The organism is Pseudonocardia thermophila (genome assembly GCF_900142365.1).
GTDB lineage: Bacteria > Actinomycetota > Actinomycetes > Mycobacteriales > Pseudonocardiaceae > Pseudonocardia > Pseudonocardia thermophila.
The window spans coordinates 122,585-140,650 of the sequence record NZ_FRAP01000018.1; the positions used below are offsets into that span (position 1 = coordinate 122,585).

The 18,066-nt window shown below is 72.8% G+C and carries 21 protein-coding genes and 1 pseudogene; 11 read left to right on the plus strand and 11 right to left on the minus strand.

The features are described 5' to 3' along the window. Window positions 1-3: 3 nt before the first annotated feature. The 9 genes and pseudogenes from BUE41_RS22100 to BUE41_RS22140 form a co-directional block, all read right to left on the minus strand. A pseudogene (locus BUE41_RS22100) lies at window positions 4-1,085 on the minus strand (CaiB/BaiF CoA transferase family protein). Then, complete coding sequence (locus BUE41_RS22105; RefSeq protein ID WP_200804056.1) at window positions 1,082-2,266, minus strand: thiolase family protein; 1,185 nt, start codon at window positions 2,264-2,266, stop codon at window positions 1,082-1,084. The pseudogene BUE41_RS22100 and the gene BUE41_RS22105 overlap by 4 nt, the downstream one beginning before the upstream one ends. Further along, window positions 2,263-3,645, minus strand: coding sequence for an MFS transporter (locus tag BUE41_RS22110; protein ID WP_073459080.1), 1,383 nt, complete (start codon window positions 3,643-3,645; stop codon window positions 2,263-2,265). The genes BUE41_RS22105 and BUE41_RS22110 overlap by 4 nt, the downstream gene beginning before the upstream one ends. Before the next feature lie 48 nt (window positions 3,646-3,693). After that, window positions 3,694-4,467, minus strand: coding sequence for a class II aldolase/adducin family protein (locus BUE41_RS22115; protein WP_073459081.1), 774 nt, complete (start codon window positions 4,465-4,467; stop codon window positions 3,694-3,696). Window positions 4,468-4,515: 48 nt separating this feature from the next. Next, complete coding sequence (locus BUE41_RS22120) at window positions 4,516-5,250, minus strand: SDR family NAD(P)-dependent oxidoreductase (protein ID WP_073459082.1); 735 nt, start codon at window positions 5,248-5,250, stop codon at window positions 4,516-4,518. Next, complete coding sequence (locus BUE41_RS22125) at window positions 5,247-6,050, minus strand: enoyl-CoA hydratase/isomerase family protein (protein WP_073459083.1); 804 nt, start codon at window positions 6,048-6,050, stop codon at window positions 5,247-5,249. Before BUE41_RS22125 ends, BUE41_RS22120 begins: the two co-directional genes overlap by 4 nt. Continuing rightward, complete coding sequence (locus tag BUE41_RS22130; protein WP_073459084.1) at window positions 6,047-6,799, minus strand: enoyl-CoA hydratase/isomerase family protein; 753 nt, start codon at window positions 6,797-6,799, stop codon at window positions 6,047-6,049. Before BUE41_RS22130 ends, BUE41_RS22125 begins: the two co-directional genes overlap by 4 nt. Window positions 6,800-6,810: 11 nt before the next feature. Further along, a complete protein-coding gene (locus BUE41_RS22135) occupies window positions 6,811-8,205 on the minus strand; it encodes a phenylacetate--CoA ligase family protein (RefSeq protein ID WP_073459085.1) in 1,395 nt (464 codons plus the stop codon). Between the two features lie 197 nt (window positions 8,206-8,402). Next, window positions 8,403-9,011, minus strand: coding sequence for a TetR/AcrR family transcriptional regulator (locus BUE41_RS22140; protein ID WP_073459086.1), 609 nt, complete (start codon window positions 9,009-9,011; stop codon window positions 8,403-8,405). A 194-nt stretch (window positions 9,012-9,205) separates the two neighbouring features. On the opposite strand from BUE41_RS22140, the gene BUE41_RS22145 reads away from it, so the two are divergent. The 5 genes from BUE41_RS22145 (at window position 9,206) to BUE41_RS22165 (ending at window position 11,833) form a co-directional block, all read left to right on the plus strand. Continuing rightward, complete coding sequence (locus BUE41_RS22145; RefSeq protein ID WP_073459087.1) at window positions 9,206-10,480, plus strand: aromatic ring-hydroxylating oxygenase subunit alpha; 1,275 nt, start codon at window positions 9,206-9,208, stop codon at window positions 10,478-10,480. Next, window positions 10,477-10,962 carry an aromatic-ring-hydroxylating dioxygenase subunit beta gene (locus BUE41_RS22150; RefSeq protein WP_073459088.1) on the plus strand — a complete coding sequence of 162 codons (486 nt, stop codon included), beginning with the start codon at window positions 10,477-10,479 and terminating at the stop codon, window positions 10,960-10,962. Before BUE41_RS22145 ends, BUE41_RS22150 begins: the two co-directional genes overlap by 4 nt. A 28-nt stretch (window positions 10,963-10,990) precedes the next feature. Further along, the gene (locus tag BUE41_RS22155; RefSeq protein ID WP_234997476.1) at window positions 10,991-11,242 is read left to right on the plus strand and encodes a hypothetical protein; all 252 of its coding nucleotides are present in this window, start codon (window positions 10,991-10,993) and stop codon (window positions 11,240-11,242) included. 19 nt (window positions 11,243-11,261) lie between these two features. After that, window positions 11,262-11,549, plus strand: a complete 288-nt coding sequence (locus tag BUE41_RS22160) for an indolepyruvate ferredoxin oxidoreductase subunit alpha (protein WP_073459089.1) — start codon at window positions 11,262-11,264, stop codon at window positions 11,547-11,549. 92 nt (window positions 11,550-11,641) lie between these two features. After that, window positions 11,642-11,833 carry a hypothetical protein gene (locus tag BUE41_RS22165; RefSeq protein ID WP_073459090.1) on the plus strand — a complete coding sequence of 64 codons (192 nt, stop codon included), beginning with the start codon at window positions 11,642-11,644 and terminating at the stop codon, window positions 11,831-11,833. Here the strand turns inward: BUE41_RS22165 and BUE41_RS22170 are convergent, their stop codons facing one another. Beyond that, the gene (locus tag BUE41_RS22170; protein ID WP_073459091.1) at window positions 11,834-12,337 is read right to left on the minus strand and encodes a beta-class carbonic anhydrase; all 504 of its coding nucleotides are present in this window, start codon (window positions 12,335-12,337) and stop codon (window positions 11,834-11,836) included. A 129-nt stretch (window positions 12,338-12,466) separates the two neighbouring features. On the opposite strand from BUE41_RS22170, the gene BUE41_RS22175 reads away from it, so the two are divergent. The 4 genes from BUE41_RS22175 to BUE41_RS22190 all read left to right on the plus strand — a co-directional run bounded on the left by BUE41_RS22175 (window position 12,467) and on the right by BUE41_RS22190 (window position 15,795). Further along, window positions 12,467-13,303, plus strand: coding sequence for a hypothetical protein (locus tag BUE41_RS22175; RefSeq protein ID WP_073459092.1), 837 nt, complete (start codon window positions 12,467-12,469; stop codon window positions 13,301-13,303). A 1-nt stretch (window position 13,304) separates the two neighbouring features. Next, a complete protein-coding gene (locus tag BUE41_RS22180; protein ID WP_073459093.1) occupies window positions 13,305-13,889 on the plus strand; it encodes a hypothetical protein in 585 nt (194 codons plus the stop codon). A 104-nt stretch (window positions 13,890-13,993) separates the two neighbouring features. Continuing rightward, a complete protein-coding gene (locus tag BUE41_RS22185; RefSeq protein WP_073459094.1) occupies window positions 13,994-14,320 on the plus strand; it encodes an ArsR/SmtB family transcription factor in 327 nt (108 codons plus the stop codon). 77 nt (window positions 14,321-14,397) lie between these two features. Then, on the plus strand, window positions 14,398-15,795 hold the full coding sequence (locus tag BUE41_RS22190) for a glutamate decarboxylase (protein ID WP_073459095.1): 1,398 nt from the start codon (window positions 14,398-14,400) through the stop codon (window positions 15,793-15,795). A gap of 28 nt (window positions 15,796-15,823) precedes the next feature. On the opposite strand, the gene BUE41_RS22195 is transcribed toward BUE41_RS22190, so the two are convergent. Further along, a complete protein-coding gene (locus BUE41_RS22195) occupies window positions 15,824-16,063 on the minus strand; it encodes a hypothetical protein (RefSeq protein ID WP_073459096.1) in 240 nt (79 codons plus the stop codon). Between the two features lie 101 nt (window positions 16,064-16,164). On the opposite strand from BUE41_RS22195, the gene BUE41_RS22200 reads away from it, so the two are divergent. Both BUE41_RS22200 and BUE41_RS22205 read left to right on the plus strand, forming a co-directional pair. After that, window positions 16,165-16,803: a QsdR family transcriptional regulator gene (locus BUE41_RS22200; protein ID WP_084755591.1), complete on the plus strand. Its 639-nt coding sequence runs from the start codon at window positions 16,165-16,167 to the stop codon at window positions 16,801-16,803. Window positions 16,804-16,889: 86 nt separating this feature from the next. Continuing rightward, the gene (locus BUE41_RS22205) at window positions 16,890-17,996 is read left to right on the plus strand and encodes an alpha/beta hydrolase fold domain-containing protein (protein ID WP_073459097.1); all 1,107 of its coding nucleotides are present in this window, start codon (window positions 16,890-16,892) and stop codon (window positions 17,994-17,996) included. Window positions 17,997-18,066 lie beyond the last annotated feature (70 nt).

Sequence of the window (18,066 nt, forward strand, 5' to 3'; positions counted from 1 at the left end):
CGCTCACACCCAGTCGGCGAGCACCCGGTCCACCGGCTCCGCCTCGGCCGGTGGGCCGGGCAGCCGAGCCGGGGTGCGCGAGAACCGCGGGGCCGGCGCCGCCTGCGGGCCGCGGCCGTCCGGGGCGAGCAGCGTGCTCCGCGCGGCGATGTGCGGGTGCGCGACCACCTCACGCAGCGACAGCACCGGCGTCACGCACGCGTCGGTGCCGGCGAAGACCTCGGCCCACCCGTCGCGCGTGCGGGTCAGGAACGCCGCAGCGAACCGGGCTCGCAGCGTGGGCCACGACGCGGCGTCGGCACGCGACGGCAGCTCGGCCGGATCCAGCCCGAGCCCGGCCAGGAGCTGAGCGTAGAACTGCGGCTCCAGCGTACCGACGGCGACGAACCGGCCGTCGGCGCAGGTGTAGGCGTCGTAGCAGGGGTGGGCGCCGTCGAGGAGGTTGGTGCCGGGCACGTCGTACCAGCGGCCGCGGCCGAGCAGCGACCACACCGTCTGCGCGAGCGGGCTGACGCCGTCGACCACGGCGGCGTCGACGACCTGGCCACAGCCGGAGCGGCGCCCCTCGACCAGCGCGGCGAGCACACCGACGACGAGCAGCATCGAGCCGCCGCCGAAGTCCCCGACCAGGTCGAGCGGCGGCACCGGCCGCGCACCGTTCCCGCGGCCGATGGCGTGCAGCACCCCCGTCAGGGCGAGGTAGTCGATGTCGTGGCCGGCCCGATCGGCCAGCGGACCGTCCTGGCCCCATCCGGTCATCCGCGCGTAGACCAGCGCTCGGTTGCGCGCCAGGCAGTCGTCGGGGCCGACGCCGAGCCGTTCGGTGACACCCGGCCGGACCCCTCGATCAGCACGTGCGCGTGCTCGACCAGGCGCAGCACGGTGTCCCGGCCGTCCGGCGCCTTCAGGTCGGCGACGACGCGCCGCCGCCCGCGCAGCACCGGATCTGCCGAGTCGGCCGCGCCGCCCGGGCGCTCGACGCGCACGACGTCGGCGCCCAGGTCGGCCAGGATCGTCGCGGCGTGCGGGCCGGGCCCGATGCCGGCCAGCTCCACGACCCGCACGCCCGTCAGGGGGCCGCTCACCCGAGCCGCTCCACGATCATCGCGTTGGCCATGCCGCCGGCCTCGCACATGGTCTGCAGCCCGTACCGGCCGCCCCGGGCCTCCAGCACCCCGACCAGCGTGGTGAGCAGCCGCGTGCCGGACGCGCCCAACGGGTGGCCGAGCGCGATCGCGCCGCCGTGCACGTTGAGCCGTTCGGGATCGGCCCCGGTCTCGTGCGCCCACACCAGCGGAACCGGGGCGAACGCTTCGTTCACCTCGTAGGCGTCGATGTCGGAGAGCTCGAGCCCGCAGCGGGCGAGCACGGCGCGGGTGGCCGGGATCGGCCCGGTCAGCATGAGCAGCGGATCGTCGCCGACGACGGCGGTGGCGTGCACCCGCGCCCGTGGGACCAGGCCCAGCTCGCGGGCGCGCTGCGGGGAGGCGAGCAGCACCGCCGAGGCCCCGTCGCTGATGGGCGAGGAGTTCCCGGCGGTGATCACCCACTCGATCTCCGGGAAGCGGGCGGCAGCCGCCTCGTCGACGAACGACGGTTCGAGCCCGGCGAGGCGCTCGACGGTGGTGGCCGGCCGCAGCGTCTCATCGCGTTCGAGGGTGGTGCCGGGCACGTCGACGATCTCCGCGGCGAACGCCCCGGACTCCCACGCGGCGGCCGCCCGCTGATGCGACTCGGCGCTGTACGCATCGAGCTCGGTGCGGCCGAGCTTCCACCGCGCCGCCAGCAGCTCGGCCGAGATGCCCTGGTGGACGAGCCCGTCGGGGTAGCGGGCGGTGAGCCGCTCCCCCAACCCCGACGGGCGGGAGCTGCCGAGCGGGATGCGGCTCATCGACTCGACCCCGGCGGCGATCACCAGCCCGTGCACGCCGGCGGCGATGCCGAACGCGGCGAAGTCGACCGCCTGCTGGCTCGACCCGCACTGCCGGTTGACCGTGGTGGCGGGCACGGACTCAGGCAGCCCGGCCGCGAGAGCTGCGTTGCGGGCGATGTTGCCGGACTGGTCGCCGACCTGCTGGACGCACCCGGCGATCACGTCGTCGATCCGGTCGGGATCGATCCCGCTGCGGGCGACGAGCGCCGCGATCGGCGCGGCCAGCAGGTCGATCGGGTGCACCCCGGCCAGGCTGCCGCCGGGGCGGCCGCGGCCGGTGCGCGTGCGGACCGCGTCGACGATCCACACCTCGTTGGTCCCGAAGCGGGTCACGCTGCTCCGTCCCGGACCCCGACCGGCTCCACGGCGGTCACGAACTGCTCACGCTCCCCCTGCGGTGCCTCCCGCCAGGCCAGGACGGCGATCACCGTGATCACGCAGCCGAGCAGCATGTACGCGCTGACCGACAACGACGTGCCGGTGCGCTCCAGGAGCCAGGCGGCGATCAGCGGGGCGAATCCGCCGCCGACGACCGCGCCGACCGAGTAGGATAACGACGAGCCGCTGTAGCGCACCGCGGGCGGGAACAACTCGGCGTAGGCGGCGGCCTGCGGCCCGTAGGTCAGGCCGAGCCCGACGGCCAGCCCGAACACCGCCACGAGCACCCAGAGCACCGACCCGGTGTCGATGAGCAGGAACATCGGGAACACCCAGATGCCCATGAAGACGGTGCCGATCAGGTAGGTGCGCCGCCGGCCGAGCCGGTCGGACCAGCGCGCCCCGACCACCGTCCACAGTGCCCACGCCAGCGCTCCGACGACGCCGACGACCAGCATCACCGACGACGGCACGCCGAGCGCCTTCGCCCCGTAGGACCCGATGAAGGCGATCAGGATGTAGCCGCACAGGTTGACCCCCACGAACAACCCGGTCGCGACGAGCAGCGCGCGCATGTGCTGGCGCAGCAGCACCGCCAGCGGGGCCTTCTGCCGGGCGCCGCGGCGGCGCACCTCCTCGAAGACCGGGCTCTCGCCGATCCCGGCGCGCACCGCGTACCCGATGCCGATCAGCACGACGCTGACCAGGAACGGGATCCGCCAACCCCAAGCGACGAACTGCTCGGGCGTGGTCGTCGAGGCCGAGATCAGCAGGGCGATGTTGGCCAGCACCAGCCCGAACGCGGCGCCGAGCTGCGGGAACGCCCCGTAGAGGCCGCGGCGGCCGGTCGGGGCGTACTCGACGGCGAGCATGGCTGCGCCGCCCCACTCCCCGCCGGCGGAGATCCCCTGCAGGAACCGCAGCACCACGAGCAGCACGGGGGCGGCGATCCCGATCGCGTCGTAGCCGGGGAGCAGGCCGATCGCGGTCGTCGATGCACCCATCAGCACCAGCGTCGCGACGAGCATCGCCTTGCGGCCGAACAGGTCGCCGAGGTGCCCGGCGAGGATGCCGCCGAGCGGACGGGCGAAGAAGCTGACGCCGATCGTCGCGAACGACGCCAGCAGCGCCGAGGACGGTTCGAGGGCCGGGAAGAACAGCTGGCCGAACACCAGCCCGGCCGCAGCGGCGTAGAGCAGGAAGTCGTACCACTCGATCGTGGTGCCGACGAGGCTCGCCCAGGCCGCGCGGCGGACGTGGGCGGGATCGACGGACGGAGCAGAGGGCGACGCGGACGAGGTGCCGGCGGGCGGCCGGTCGGGCGCGTGGGTCATCGGTGATCCTCTCGGGACGCGCTCGGGTGGGGCTCTGCGGGACGGGGACTACTCGAGGACGTCCGGCTGCTCGCGGACGATGAGCTGGTAGAGCGGCTGGAAGCTGAACCAGGCGGCGCGCGGGGTGCCCATCGTGTCGCGGACGACGCGGGCGTCCTCGGGTTCGGCGGGCACGACGTCGCCGGCGGCCTCGGCGAGCAGCTGGACGCGGCAGCAGTGCTCGAAGGTGATGAACCACCACGCCGCCTCGTCGACGGACCTGCCGACGGTGACGACGCCGTGGTTGCGCAGCACCGCCGCCCGGTGCGGACCGAGGTTCTGCGCGATCGCCTTGGCCTTCAGCTCCTCCAGCGTCACGCCCGTGTGGTCGGTGTGCAGGACGTGGTCCTCGAAGAACATGCAGCTCTCGTTGGTGAGCGGGAGCAGCGGCCTGTCCAGCGCGGACCACGCGGTGCCGTAGACGCTGTGCGCGTGCGCGGCGGCGACGACGTCGGGCCGGGCAGCGTGGATCTCGGAGTGGATGCGGAACGCGGCAGTGTTGAGGATGCCGTCGCCCGCCAGGACCTGGCCCTCGTGGTCGACCAGGATCAGGTCGCTGGCGCGGACGAGCCCGAAGTGCATGCCGAACGGGTTCACCCAGAACCGGTCGGGGAACTCCGGGTCGCGCGCGGTGATGTGGCCGGCGACGCCCATGTCGAACCCGAATCGGGCGAACGCCCGCAGCGCGACGGCCAGGCGCTGCTTGCGGTCGAGGCGTTCCTCTTCGACGGAGCCGAACGTCGGCGGTTCCGCGAAGACCATCGTGCGTGGTGGTTCGGCCATGGTGGCTCCTTCTCCGAGGGGTAGCGGCAACGGGCAGGGTGCGGCGGCTCAGGCGCCGAGCCCCATGCCGCCGGAGACCCCGAGGGTCTCGGCGGTGATGTAGGAGGCCTCCGGCGAGGCGAGGAAGCAGACGGCGGCGGCGATCTCCTCGGGGGTGCCGAGCCGGCCGAGCTGGGTGCCGGCGACGAGCGCCGCGAGCACCCGCTCGCCGTCCGGGCCGCGGCGGATCGCCTCCACCATCGGGGTGTCGGTCGGGCCGGGGGCCACGCAGTTGACGGTGATGCCGTAGCGGGCGTTCTCCCGGGCGATCGACTTGCTGAACCCGATCACGGCGGCCTTCGCCGCCGCGTACACGGCGTTGCCCTTGGACCCGATCCGGCCGGCCTCGGAGGTGACGGTGACGATGCGGCCGTAGCGGGCCCGCTGCATGGCGGGCAGGACGGCGCGGGTGCAGGCGAAGACCCCTTCGACGTTGACGGCGAGCACCCGCCGCCACCGCTGCGCCGTCACGTCGGTGAACCAGCCGAAGTCGTCACAACCGGCGTTGTTGACCAGGACGTCGAACCGTTCGGCACCGAGCAGCTCGGCCACCGCGTCGTGATCGGTGACGTCGAGCCGGGCGGCCCGGGCGCCGATCGCGCGGGCGGTGCGTTCTGCGCCGGTCCCGTCGATGTCGGTGACGAGGACGTCGAGGCCGTCCTCGGCCAGCCGAGCGGCGACGGCCGCGCCGATGCCGCCCGCGGCGCCGGTGACCACCGCGCGCCGCGGGCCGGGGGCGCTCATCGGCCGGTGAACGCCGGCGGGCGGCGCTCGATCACGGCGGCGAGCCCTTCGCGGGCGTCCGCGGTCCCGGACAACTCGGAGACGGTGCGGGCCTCGTCGGGCAGCGCCTCCTCCAGCGAGCGGCCCAGCCCGTCCCACAGCAGCCGCTTGGTCGCAGCGATCGCGCGCGGGGCGCCCGCGGCGAGGGCGCGGGCCAACGCGAGCGCGCGGTCGCGCAGCTCGGCGTCCGGCACGACCTCGGTGACGATGCCCAGGCCGAGGGCCTCCTGCGCGGTCAGCCGCGGGTTGGTCAGCACGATCCGCATGGCCTGGCGCAGCCCGACGAGCCGGCTCAGCGTGACGGTGGTGCCGGCGTCGGGTGCCATGCCGACGTCGGTGGCGGCGGGCAGGAACCGCGCGCTCTCGGCAGCGACGACGAAGTCCGCGGCGCACACCAGCCCGAACCCACCGCCACCTGCGGCGTAGCCGTGCACGGCGACGATCACCGGGGCGGGCAGCCGCACCATCGCCGATACCGACACCTGCAGCCACGAGGTCACCTCGCGCAGGTGTGCAGGGAGCGCCTCGCCGTGGGCGGCGAAGTCGCGCACATCGCCGCCGCCGCTGAAGTGCTTCCCGTTCCCGCTGATCACCAAGGCGCGCAGGTCCGGCTCGCGGTGACAGCGCATCAGCGCGTCGTAGAAGGCCCGCAGCAGGCCCACGGTCATGCCGTTGGCCGACTCCGGCCGGTTGAACCGCAGGTCGGCCACGCCGTCGGTGATGTCGAGCAGCACGTCGGCGTCGGTGATCACCGAGGTCATGGCGTCCTCCTTCGCTGGGTGAAGGCGGCGAGGGCCATCTCGGCCTCCGTCGCCAGGTGGTCGAGCACGTGGCGGGTCTCCAGGTCCAGGCCGTCATCGAGGGTGTGGGCGAGCGCGTGGCCGACGAGGTACTTGGCGCGGGCCATGGCCGGGGCGGGGTTGGCGAGCAGCCGCTCGACGACCTCGCCGACGACCGCGTCCAGCTCACCGGGCTCAGCGACGCGGTAGGCCAGCCCCCACTCCACGGCCTGTCGGCCGCTGATCGTCTCGCCGGTGAGGATCAGGCCCATCGCGCGCTGGCGGCCGACGATCCGGGGCAGCCGCTGGGTGGAGCCGCCGCCGGGCACCTGCCCGTACCGGCAATGGATGTCGGCGATGCGGGCGTCGGCGCTGACGACGGCGAGGTCGCAGCTCTGGACCAGCTCGAAACCGCCGGCGACGGCGTGGCCGTGCACCGCTGCCACGACCGGCACGGCCACCGACCCGAGCACCGCGCACGCTCGCCGGAACGCGGCGAACAGCTCGACGGCGCGGCCCTCGGCGTGCAGCCGGGCCAGTTCGCCGACGTCGCCGCCAGCGCAGAAGTCCGGGCCGCTGCCCCGCAGCACGATCACCCGCGTGCAGGCCGCGAGCTCCTCGACCGCGGCAGCCAGCGCCTTCGCCAGCTCGACGGTGAGCGCGTTGCGCGTCCGCGGGCGGTCGAGCACGACCGTGCCGACATCTCCGGAGCGCTGTGTGCGGACGGTCACCGTTCAGACCGTCACCGCGCGACCGGGTCGGCAGCTCGATCCCGGATCGTGCCGAGCCGCACCGCCGCCGCGGGCGCGACATCGGCGAACTCCGCGCGGTCGATCACCCGGCGCGCCTTCCCCTCGTAGCGCGGCAACTCGCCTGGCCCGACCGCGATCACGGGGAGCCGGATGCCGAGCCGATCGCGCAGGCGCGCCTCCAGCGTCGCAGCCGCGTCGGGGCTCGCCCCGCCGGCCATCTCGACGACGACGGTCGCCTCGGTGGCGCGCAGCCCGTCGGGGTCCTCGTCGACGACGAGCTGCCAGCCCGCGCCGGTGCCCGCGGTCGCGCACACGACGTCCTCCACCTGGGACGGCATCACCAGCGATCCGCGGACCTTGAGCACGTCGTCGGTGCGGCCGGAGATCCAGCTGATCTTGGGATGGGCGCGGCGGCCGCACGGGCAGTCGTGGGAGTCGGGCACCCACGAGGTCAGGTCGCGGGTGCGCCAGCGCAGCATCGGCGAGGCCTCCCGCTGCAGGCTGGTCACCACCAGCTCGCCCGGCACCCCCGGCTCGGTGATCGGCTCGTCGGTGGCCGGGTCCAGGATCTCGATCACGTGGTGATCGGCCCACACGTGGAACGCACCCTGCTCGGCGCCGTAGGCGCAGGTCCCGGCGACGAAGGGACCGCCGAGCTCGGTGGTGCCGTACGTGTTGTGCGCCTGGAACCCAGACGGCATCGCCTCCCGCAACCGGGCCGTGGCCGCCGGGCTCATCGTCTCGCCGCCGAAGATCCCGATCCGCAACCGCCAGTCGGTGCGCGGATCGACACCGGCCTCCTGGGCGCGCTCGACGAGCAGCAGCGCGAACGTCGGGGTGCAGGAGATGACGGTGACGCCCAGGTCGCGGAGGCGTTCGACGGCCAGTGATGTGCGACCGGGGCCGGCGGGGAACGTCGTGGTGCCGATCTGCTCGTAGGCGCGGTCGAGCGAGCTGCCGCCGATCCAGAGCCCGTAGCCGTAGCACTGCCAGGCGATGTCGTCCGGGCGCACGCCCATCGCTGTGAGGTTGCGCGCGCCGAGCTCGCCGATGCGGGCGAGATCACCTCGGGTGAAGCCGATGTTGCAGGGCAGCCCGGTGGTGCCCGTGGTCGCGTTGAACCGGGCGACCTCACGCAGCGGCACGGCCTGGATCCCCCAGGGCTGCAGCGAGCGCAGGACGGACTTGTCGAGGAACGGCAGCTCCCGGAGGTCGGAGAGCTCGCGGACGTCGCCGGGTTCGATCCCGAGCCGCTCGAACTCCGCCCGGTAGTGCGGCACCTGCGCGCAAGCGCGCAGCGTGTCACCGAGCAGGCGCAGCTGCAGCTGCGCGATCTGTTCGGGCTCGGCCGTCTCGACCTCGGCTGACCAGTAGGTGGTGGTCACTGTCGGCCCCTTCGCCATGGATGCGGCATCCGTGTGCCGCGACCGGGATAATTAACCGATCGGTCGGGCGATAGAATGCACATCCATCGACGGGCGGTCAACCCCCTCCGGACGGACAGGACGAATCACCGCCAGCGACGCGAGGGCACGACGAATCCACCGCCCGTCGGCGGACGGCGGACGGCAGATCCCGATGGTCAGCCGGTCGCGGACTTCTCGACGAGGGGACTGTCGAAGACCATGCTCTCCACGGCCTCGACGAGCTGGGCCGGTTTCACCGACCCCCCAGGCCGGTACCACTCGACGACGGAGGCCGCCGCGCCGAGGATCAGCCGCGCGTAGAGCGCGGGCTCCATGGGAATGCGCAGGTCACCCTCGCGAACGGCCTGCTCGACGAGCACTGCCATCGCGCGGTCGAACTGCTTGCGCCGGTCCAGCACCCGCTGCTCAGCCGGAGTGTTGCCGCGCGCTCGCACGAGGAGGGCGACCTCCGGCCGCTGCGCCGCGACGATCGCGACCATGCGCCGGACGATGTGCCGGATCCGCCCGACGGCCGGGCCGGTGAGCGACTCGGGCTCCTTGAGCACGCCGAACAGGGCATCGAGCGCCCGGCCCACACCCAGCTCGAACAGCTCCTCCTTCGAGCTGACGTGGTAGTACAGGCTCGACTTGGTGACACCTGCCGCCTTGGCGAGATCGGCCATCGAGGTCGCGTCGTAGCCGCGTTCGAGGAACACGCCGACCGCGATGTCGACGATCTCGTCGGCCCGCAGCGGCGGCCGAACCGAATTGCTGATCCGAGCCACGATTCCCCTCAGTCACCCGGCCCGAACGCACGGCAGCGTCCGCAGCCGATCTCGACTCTAGCATTCGATCGTTCGGTCGGTTTCCGCGGCACAGCGCCCGATCACCCTTGAAATAAACCGATCGGTCGTTAAACTGCGTGCCGTCCGCCCCGTCGTGCGGCGGAATCCCCGAACCCTGCTCGAAGGAGTCGACGATGACCGCACCCGCCCTCGACCGCGAGGCCTACCGCCGGCTGATCGAGGACGACCGAGTGCACGGCTCGCTCTACACCGATCCCGCCGTCTTCGACGACGAGCTGACCCGCATCTGGTACCGGACCTGGGTCTACGTGGGACACGAGAGCGAGATCCCGCAGCCGGGTGACTACGTGGTCAAGAGCATCGGCCCGCAGTCGATCATCATGTCCCGCGACCGACAGGGTGCCGTGCACCTGCTGCTCAACCGCTGCAGCCACCGCGGCAACCAGATCTGCGAGGCCGCGCGCGGTAACACCGGCGCCCTGCGCTGCCACTACCACGGCTGGACCTTCGGCACCGACGGCGCGCTGCTCGGCTACCCGTTCCGGCAGGGCTACGGGCCGGACACCCCGAAGTCCGCGCTCGGCCTGGGCCGAGTGCCCCGGATGGGCTCCTACCAGGGCTTCGTCTTCGGCAGCTTCGCCCACGCCGGGCCGTCCCTGCTGGAGCACCTCGGCGCAGCGCGAGAGGCGATCGACCGGCTCGTGCGGCTCTCCCCGCTCGGCCGGGTGGAGCTGACCGCGGGCTGGCTGCACCACGAGGTGCGGGCCAACTGGAAGATGCTGGTGGAGAACGAGACCGACGGCTACCACCCGCAGTTCGTCCACTCGTCGATCTTCGAGGTGGGTGAGAGCCACGTCGCCGAGGTCTACAGCGAGCGCTCCGCGGCGACGGCCCGCGATCTCGGCGGCGGACACACCGAACACGATCTGCGCGCCCACTTCCGGCGGATGGACCGACCCCTCGCCTGGTTCGGCACCACCGAGGACAGACTGCCGGACTACTGCCGCGCGATGCGCGAGGCGTACGGGGCGGAGAAGGCGCGGGAGATCCTCGTCGAGGGCTCGCCGCACATCATGGTCTTCCCGAACCTGTTCATCGCGGAGATCCAGATCTTCGTCATCCAGCCGCTGGCCGTCGACCGCACCGTCCAGCACGTGACCCCGCTGCAGCTGGCCGGCGCCCCGGACATGAACCGACGGCTGCTGCACCAGGCCAGCGGCTCCGTCGGCCCGGCGGGCTTCCTGCTCGCCGACGACTCGGAGATGTACGAGCGCAACCAGCGCGGTGTGGTCGCCCGGGAACCGGAGTGGCTGATCCTGCGTCGTGGCCTCAACCGCGAGCGCGTGGACGCCGATGGCCACCTGGCCGGCGCGGCCACCGACGAGACGACCCAGCGCGGCATCTGGCGCCACATCCGCGCGATGCTCACCGAGGAGGTCCCGGCGTGACCACGACTGCCCCGACGATCTCCCGCACCGAGGTCGAGGAGTTCCTCTACCGCGAGGCCCGGCTGGCCGACGAGGGCCGCTACGACGAGTGGGAGGCGCTCTGGACCGACGACGCGCTGTACTGGGTGCCCAGCGGCGACACGGTCGACCCGCACAAGCAGATCTCAGTGATCTACGACCACCGCAGCCGCATCGCGCTGCGGGTGGCCCAGCTCAAGACCGGCAAGCGGCACGCCCAGGATCCGCGCAGCAACGTCGCCCACCTGCTGTCCAACATCGAGGTCCTCGGCGAGGACGGAGCCGGCACGCACACCACGGCGACGTTCATCGCGATCGAGTCCCGCTCGCGCGGCCTCACGACGTGGGCCGGGCGGGTCGAGCACACGCTCGTCCGCCGCGACGAGCGCATCCTGATGTCCCGCAAGGTGGTGCGACTGGTGAACGCCGACCAGCCGCTGCCCACTCTGGCCTTCCTCATCTGACTCCCCCATCTGACGTAGGAGATCCGACGTGTGCGGCCTGGGCGAAGAGGCGGGCGCCGTGATCGAGAACGAGTTCGCGTCGGTGACCGTGGTGATCGACGAGCGCGGCCACGACCGCAGGCTGCGCGTCGTCGACAACCACACCGGCCGCACCGCGTACTTCGACGCTCTGCTGCTGGAGACGCTGGCCTGGACACCGGAGGCCGAGCTGCGCGGGCTGCTCGATCCGGCGCGGCACCGGTGGACGGTCGATCCCGGCCCGGACGGAACAACCCGATGACCCTGCGAGGAGACCCCGCATGACCTACGTGATCACCGACGCCTGCGTCGACCGGACCGACCGCACCTGCCTCGACCACTGCCCCGTCGACTGCATCCGCCCCGGCGAGCGCATGCTCTACATCGACCCGGACGCCTGCATCGACTGCGGCGCCTGTGAGCAGGTGTGCCCGCAGGACGCCATCTTCTTCGCCGCCGAACTACCCCAGGACCGACAGGTGTTCCTGCAGGTCAACGCGGAGTTCCACGAGGGCGTGCGGCAAAGGGGCGACCATCCGCACGTCGCGGCGCTGCCGCGGCGGAACTGATCTCGCTGCCGCCGTCGAACCGCCGGGGCCCCGTTCGTGGAGGAGGTGAACGGCGGCCGCGCGGGCCGCCCCGAACGGGAACGAGGTCCGCCATGACCAGCGTCGTCGACAACACCGTCGTCTGCCCCGAGTGCCGTCGGTCCGCGGACGTCCTGGACCGCTTCACGCTGACGAGTTCCGACGGGATACCCGCCGAGTACCTGCGGATCCGGTGCGGGCTGCTGTCGGTGCTGGTCACGGCACAGGAGCTGAGCCGGACTGCACCGGCGCCGGCAGCTGCCTGATCAGTCCAGCTCCACTTCCTCCAGCGTGAAGTTCTCGATGTCGAGGACGAAGCCGCGGATCTTCGTGTCCGGGTGCAGGAACGGGTCGTGCCGCAGCTGCGCCATGTCGCGGCGGACGCTGACGACCGGGTCGACGAAGGCGTGGGTGCGCCACTGCGGCCGCATGCCCGTCTCCTCGGCCAGCTCTTCGGCGAACTCGTCGTCGGTGAACGTCATCAGGCCGCAGCCGGTGTGCTGGACGAGCATGACGTCGCGGGTGTGGAGCTTGCGCTGGCTGATCGTCAGCGAGCGGACCACGTCGTCGGTGACCACGCCGCCGGCGTTGCGCAGCACGTGGACCTCGCCGAGGTCCAGGCCGAACAGCGTGAAGACGTCGATGCGCGAGTCCATGCACGTCACGACTGCCGTGGCCAGTGACGGCGGGACCGCGAGGCCCGCCGCGTTCACCGCCGCCAGGTGTCCCCCGCCCGCCTCGTAGCGACGCAGCAGCTCCTCGTTGCTCACGGCGCCCAACCTATCGGCGGCGATCCCCGCCCCCCAAGATCATCAGCCACCCGTCACATCTTGCGGTTTCTCACCAGTTCGCACTTGCTAACATGCGAAATTCCTGAGGCGGGGGCGACGGAGGGGCCGATGAGCGCTGCAGTCAGGTCCGGTCCGCGGGCGATCGCCGTTCTGGGTGACCACGGCTCCGACCGGGTCGCCGCGTTCCTCGCCGGGCACGTGCGCTCGCTCGGTGGGCTCGACGCCGAGATGGTCCTCGTGCCGCGCAGCACCGACCTCACCGCGCAGCTCACCGAGCTGCCGCCGCGCTTCCACGCCGCCTACCTCGTCGAGGCCGATCCGCTGCAGGCCCACGCAGTGGCCGACCGGGCCGCCCAGCGCGACCTGCGGATGGTGGTGAGCGACCACGACGGCGCCGCCGCCGCGCTGTGCGCCGCGGTCCTGCTGCACCTGCGCGACACCGCCCGGCCGCTGCAGCGGGCCTCGGTCGCCGTCGCGAGCGCCGCCCGCTTGCCGGCACTGGCCCCGCTGCTGATGATCGCCGGGGTGCACGACCTGCGCATGTGGACCGAGGCCGACGCCGCCGTGCTCCCGTGGGCCCGCGTCGCCGCCGACGCCGACGTCGCGATCGACCTGCGGCCGGGCCCGGAGGCCGCGGCGGAGGCCCTGCGCGCGGCGGCCGACCGCGCCGACGGGTCCCTCCTGCGCCCCGCCGACGCCCGGTGGGACCAGCACGTGGTGGCGGCACTGCTGCGCGTGGCGCTCGCCTGCCCGCCTGGATCGGTCCACGTGAGCACGGGGGTCCTGCACGCGTGCGTCAGCGGCATCGTCGCCGCCACGCCGCGTCCGGGCCACGGCCGCCCGGCCGGTTCTGCGATCATCGACGGGGTGGAGGCGGCGGTGCGCGGCGCCATCGATCCTCGGCTGGCCGCGAGCAGGGTGGGCGAGGACGCCGAGGAGGTCTGACGTGTACGCCCGGGTCAACACGATCTTCGGCCAGCAGGACAAGGTCGCCGCGGGCGTCGCGCGCGCGGAGGGCGCCGACCGCGCCGCCGTCGAGGCCACCCGCGGCAACCGCGGCCTGACCACCCTGATGAACAGCGACGCCGGCGTCGTCATCGCGGTCTCCTACTGGGACGATCCGATGCACGCCTCCAACCCGACGCTGACCCGGGTGCGCGAGCGCATCGCGGCGGCCGCGGGCGGCGATCTGGTCGCGGAGAACTTCGCCGTCGCCTGGCAGGTGCCGGGCCCCGGGCCGGCGTGGCCCGGGGCGACCGTGCGGGTCGACCGGTTGCACATCGACCCGGCCGTCATCGGCGAGGTGGAGTTGGCCCTGCACGCCGACGTCCGGCAGATCCGGCTCAGCCGCGGGTTCAGCGGTGCCGAGCTGATGCTCGACCGCACCGACGGGCGCGCGATGCTGGTGACCACCTGGGCGGCGGGCGGCGAGGTCGAGCGGATCGACGCGGTGCTCTCCCGGCTGGGCGACGCCGCCGTGCGCACCCGCACCGAGTCCTACGTCCTGGTGCGCGGCAGCACACCGATCTGATCTGCGATGCTTGGTGGAGGACGAACGGTCAGGGAGGCTGCGATGCTCGGCGTCGACGGAGCGGGCGCGGGGCGAGCGGCCTGCGCGCGGGAAGAGCGGCTGCGGTGACCCGGCCCCTCTACCAGCTCAAGGCGGAGTTCTTCAAGACGCTCGGCCATCCGGTCCGCATCCGGGTGCTCGAGCTGCTCTCCGAGCGGGAACACGCGGTCTCCGAGCTCGTGGCGGAGATCAAGATCGAGCCCGCCAACCTGTCGCAGCACCTCGCCGTGCTGCGCCGGGCTGGACTGGTGACCACCCGCAAGGACGGCTCGGCCGTGCACTACTCGGTGACCAGCCAGCAGGTCTCCGAGCTGCTCGCGGTCGCCCGGTCGATCCTGTCCGGCGTGCTGTTCGGCCAGATCGAGCTGCTGCAGGATCTGCGGTCGTCCTGAGTCCGGCGCAATCAAATCCGCTCCCCCGGTCGGCTGACCCGAGCCCGTTCCGGGCTCCGGTCTGGCAGGGTCACGTCATGGCCCTCCACGGTGACCGCGCACCGCAGCGTCGCGACGCGGACCGCGCCAGCGGCAACCCGTTCGCGATCCTCGGCGATCCGGCGATCGACCAGACGATCAACACCCCGTACTCCCGCCTCGCCGCCGACCCCGTCCCGCCGGAGGTCGCCTACCAGCTCATCCACGACGAGCTGATGCTCGACGGCAGCGCTCGGATGAACCTCGCCACGTTCGTCACCACGTGGATGGAGCCGCAGGCGCAGCGCCTGATGGCCGAGTCCATGGACAAGAACATGATCGACAAGGACGAGTACCCGCAGACAGCGGCCATCGAGAACCGCTGCCTGGCGATCCTCGCCGACCTGTGGCACGTGCCCGACCCGAGCGTGGTGACCGGCTGCTCCACCACCGGGTCGAGCGAGGCGTGCATGCTCGCCGGTATGGCGCTCAAGCGCCGCTGGACCCGTCGCACCGGCGCCGACCCGACCCGCAGGCCGAACCTGGTGATGGGCGCGAACGTGCAGGTCTGCTGGGAGAAGTTCTGCAACTACTGGGAGGTCGAGCCGCGGATCGTGCCGATGTCCGGCGAGCGGTTCCACCTCGGCCCCGAGGAGGCCGCCGCCCGCTGCGACGAGGACACGATCGGCGTCGTCTCCGTGCTCGGCTCCACCTTCGACGGCAGCTACGAACCGGTCGCCGAGATCGCCGCCGCCCTCGACGAGCTCGCCGCGCGCGGCGGACCCGACGTACCGATCCACGTCGACGGCGCGTCCGGGGCGATGATCGCGCCGTTCCTCGACCCGGACCTGGTCTGGGACTTCCGGCTGCCGCGGGTCGCGTCCATCAACGCCTCCGGGCACAAGTACGGGCTGGTCTACCCCGGTGTCGGTTGGGTGCTCTGGCGCGACGCCGACGCCCTGCCCGAGGAGCTGGTCTTCAAGGTCAACTACCTGGGCGGGGAGATGCCGACGTTCGCGCTGAACTTCTCCCGGCCCGGCGCGCAGGTGATCGGCCAGTACTACACGTTCTTCCGGCTGGGCCGCTCCGGCATGACGACGGTGCAGCGCGCCGCCCGGGACGTCGCGACGTCGCTGGCCGCCCGGATCGACGCGATGCCGCAGTTCCGCGCGCTGACCCGGGGCGACCAGCTGCCCGTCTTCGCGTTCACCACCAGCGACGACGTCACCGGCTGGGACGTGTTCGCGGTGTCTCGCGGGCTGCGCGAGCACGGCTGGCAGGTGCCCGCCTACACGTTCCCGCCCGACCGCACCGATCTGGCGGTGCTGCGGGTGGTCTGCCGGCACGGGTTCACGCACGACCTCGCCGATCTGTTCCTGCGCGATCTCGAACGGGTCGTCGCGGACCTGGAGTCGGGCGCCGCGGCTCGAACGGGTGCGTCCGGGTTCCACCACTGATCACCGCAGACGCATCGCCACAGACTCATCACCACAGCTCCTCGAGCCGGATCGACAGCTCCCGCACCCGCTCGACGGTGGCGTGGTGCACGGCGTTCGCCACCCGCGGCCGCCACCCGGCGATCCCGACCTCGCCGATGCCGAGCAGCCCGAGCGGCGTGGTGGGGTCGGGATCGATCAGCGCCTCCTCGGTGCCGGCGTCGACGCGGACCCGCAGGAGTGCGCGCCGGTGGCCGCCCGGACCCACGGCCGGCGATCCGGCGAGCATCCCCGGCGATGAACGGGGCCTGGCCGGCCGCCGCGGGGAGGATCTCCCCGCCGCAGCGGGCTGACCCGGTCCGGCCAGGGCATCGATGGCATCGTGGACGCGTGACCGACCTGCTGGCGGGCCCCCGGGTACCGGGGTTCGACGTGACCCCGCTCGACCGCGATCTCGCGGCCCCGCGCGGCACCCGCCCATCCGGGGCGCTCACCGCGTTCAAGCTGGCCAGGCGCCAGTTCTTGGAGGGCAAGCGGATCGACATGGGCGCCCTGGCCGCCCAGGTCGGGGTCAACCGGGTCACGCTCTACCGCTGGGTCGGCCGCCGCGAGGACCTGCTGCTGCGCGTGCTGTGGGCGCTGACCGAGCAGAACCTCGCCACCCAGTACGCCGTGGCGGCCCGCAACGGGGAGACCGGGCGCGGTCGAATCCCCGCGATCATGGCCCGCTACGTGCGCGACATCCTCTCCCACCACGGCTTCCGCACGTTCCTCGCCGAAGAGGGCGAGCTGGCCATGCGGCTCGGCACGGTCCCCGAGCGCGGGCTGCACCCGCGGCTGGTCCGCTACGTCGAGCTGCTGCTGCGCGAGGACGTGGAGCTCGGGGTGCGCGACGAGTGCGTGCCGCCGCAGGACTTGGCGTTCGCGGCGGTGCGCATCGTCGAGTCGTTCGTCTACAGCACCCGGATCACCGGGGAGGACCCCGACCCGGACCGGCCCATCCGCATCCTGAACGTGTTGCTCCGCTGAGCGGTTGCAACATCTTGCTGCAATGATGCATTCGACGCTACGGTCGGCGCCCCTGGCCGGTTCGCGGCCGTGAGCGAGGAGGCGTGATGACGACGACGTCGAACTCCACCGAGACCGGACGGCGCCCCGGGCGGCTGGGCGATCCGGACCGCTGCCTGCGCACCGATCCCCGCACCGATCCCCGCACCGTCGAGGCACTGGCCCCGTTCGGGCTCGACGTGAACGCCGCACCCGCACCGATCGGCCCCGACGCACCCCGCGAGCAGCAGCTGGAGTACGCGATGGGCGCCGAGGCCGCGTTCGAGGGGGTGTTCGCCGCCCTCATGGACGGCCTCGATCCCGTCCCCGGCATCGAGCGCCGCACGGAGACGATCAGCGGCCCGGCCGGCAACGAGATCAAGCTCTACGTCCACCGTCCCGCCGGAGCCGTCGGCCCACTGCCCGGCATCTTCCACATCCACGGCGGCGGCATGGTCATCCTGCAGGCCGCCGGGCCGGTCTACGTGCGGTTCCGCGACGAGCTGGCGGCCACCGGCACGGTCGTCGTCGGCGTGGAGTACCGCAACGGCGCCGGCGTGCTGGGCCCGCACCCGTTCCCGGCCGGACTCCACGACTGCGCGGTCGCCCTGGACTGGGTGCACGCGCGACGTGCGGAGCTGGGCATCTCGACGTTGACCGTCGCCGGCGAGTCCGGCGGCGGAAACCTCACGCTGGCGACGGCGATCCGCGCCAAGCGCGAGGGCAGGCTCGACGCCATCGACGGCGTGTACGCCCTCGTCCCGTACATCTCCGGGATGTACGGCCGCAGCCGCGAGGAGCGGGAGGCCGAGCTGCCCTCCCTCGTGGAGTGCGACGGCTACTTCATCTCCTGCGACCTGTGCGCGGTGTTCGTCGAGCTCTACGACCCGGGCACGGCGCACCTCACCGATCCGCTCGCCTGGCCGTACCACGCCGCGCGGGAGGACCTGGTCGGGCTGCCGCCGCACGTGATCTCGGTCAACGAGGTCGACCCGCTGCGCGACGAGGGCCTGGCCTACTACCGCAAGCTCGTGGAGGCGGGCGTCGAGGCGCGCTCGCGGGTGGTGCCCGGCGCGTGCCACGCCGCCGACATGATGTTCCGGAAGGCGGCCCCCGACATGTACGAGGCGACGGTGCAGGACATCCACGACTTCGTCACGAGCCTGCACCGCTGAACCGACCTCGTGCCGCGGTGCCGGTCCGCGCGGGCCGCCACCGCGGCAGGTCCGGGACTCGCTACGTTCG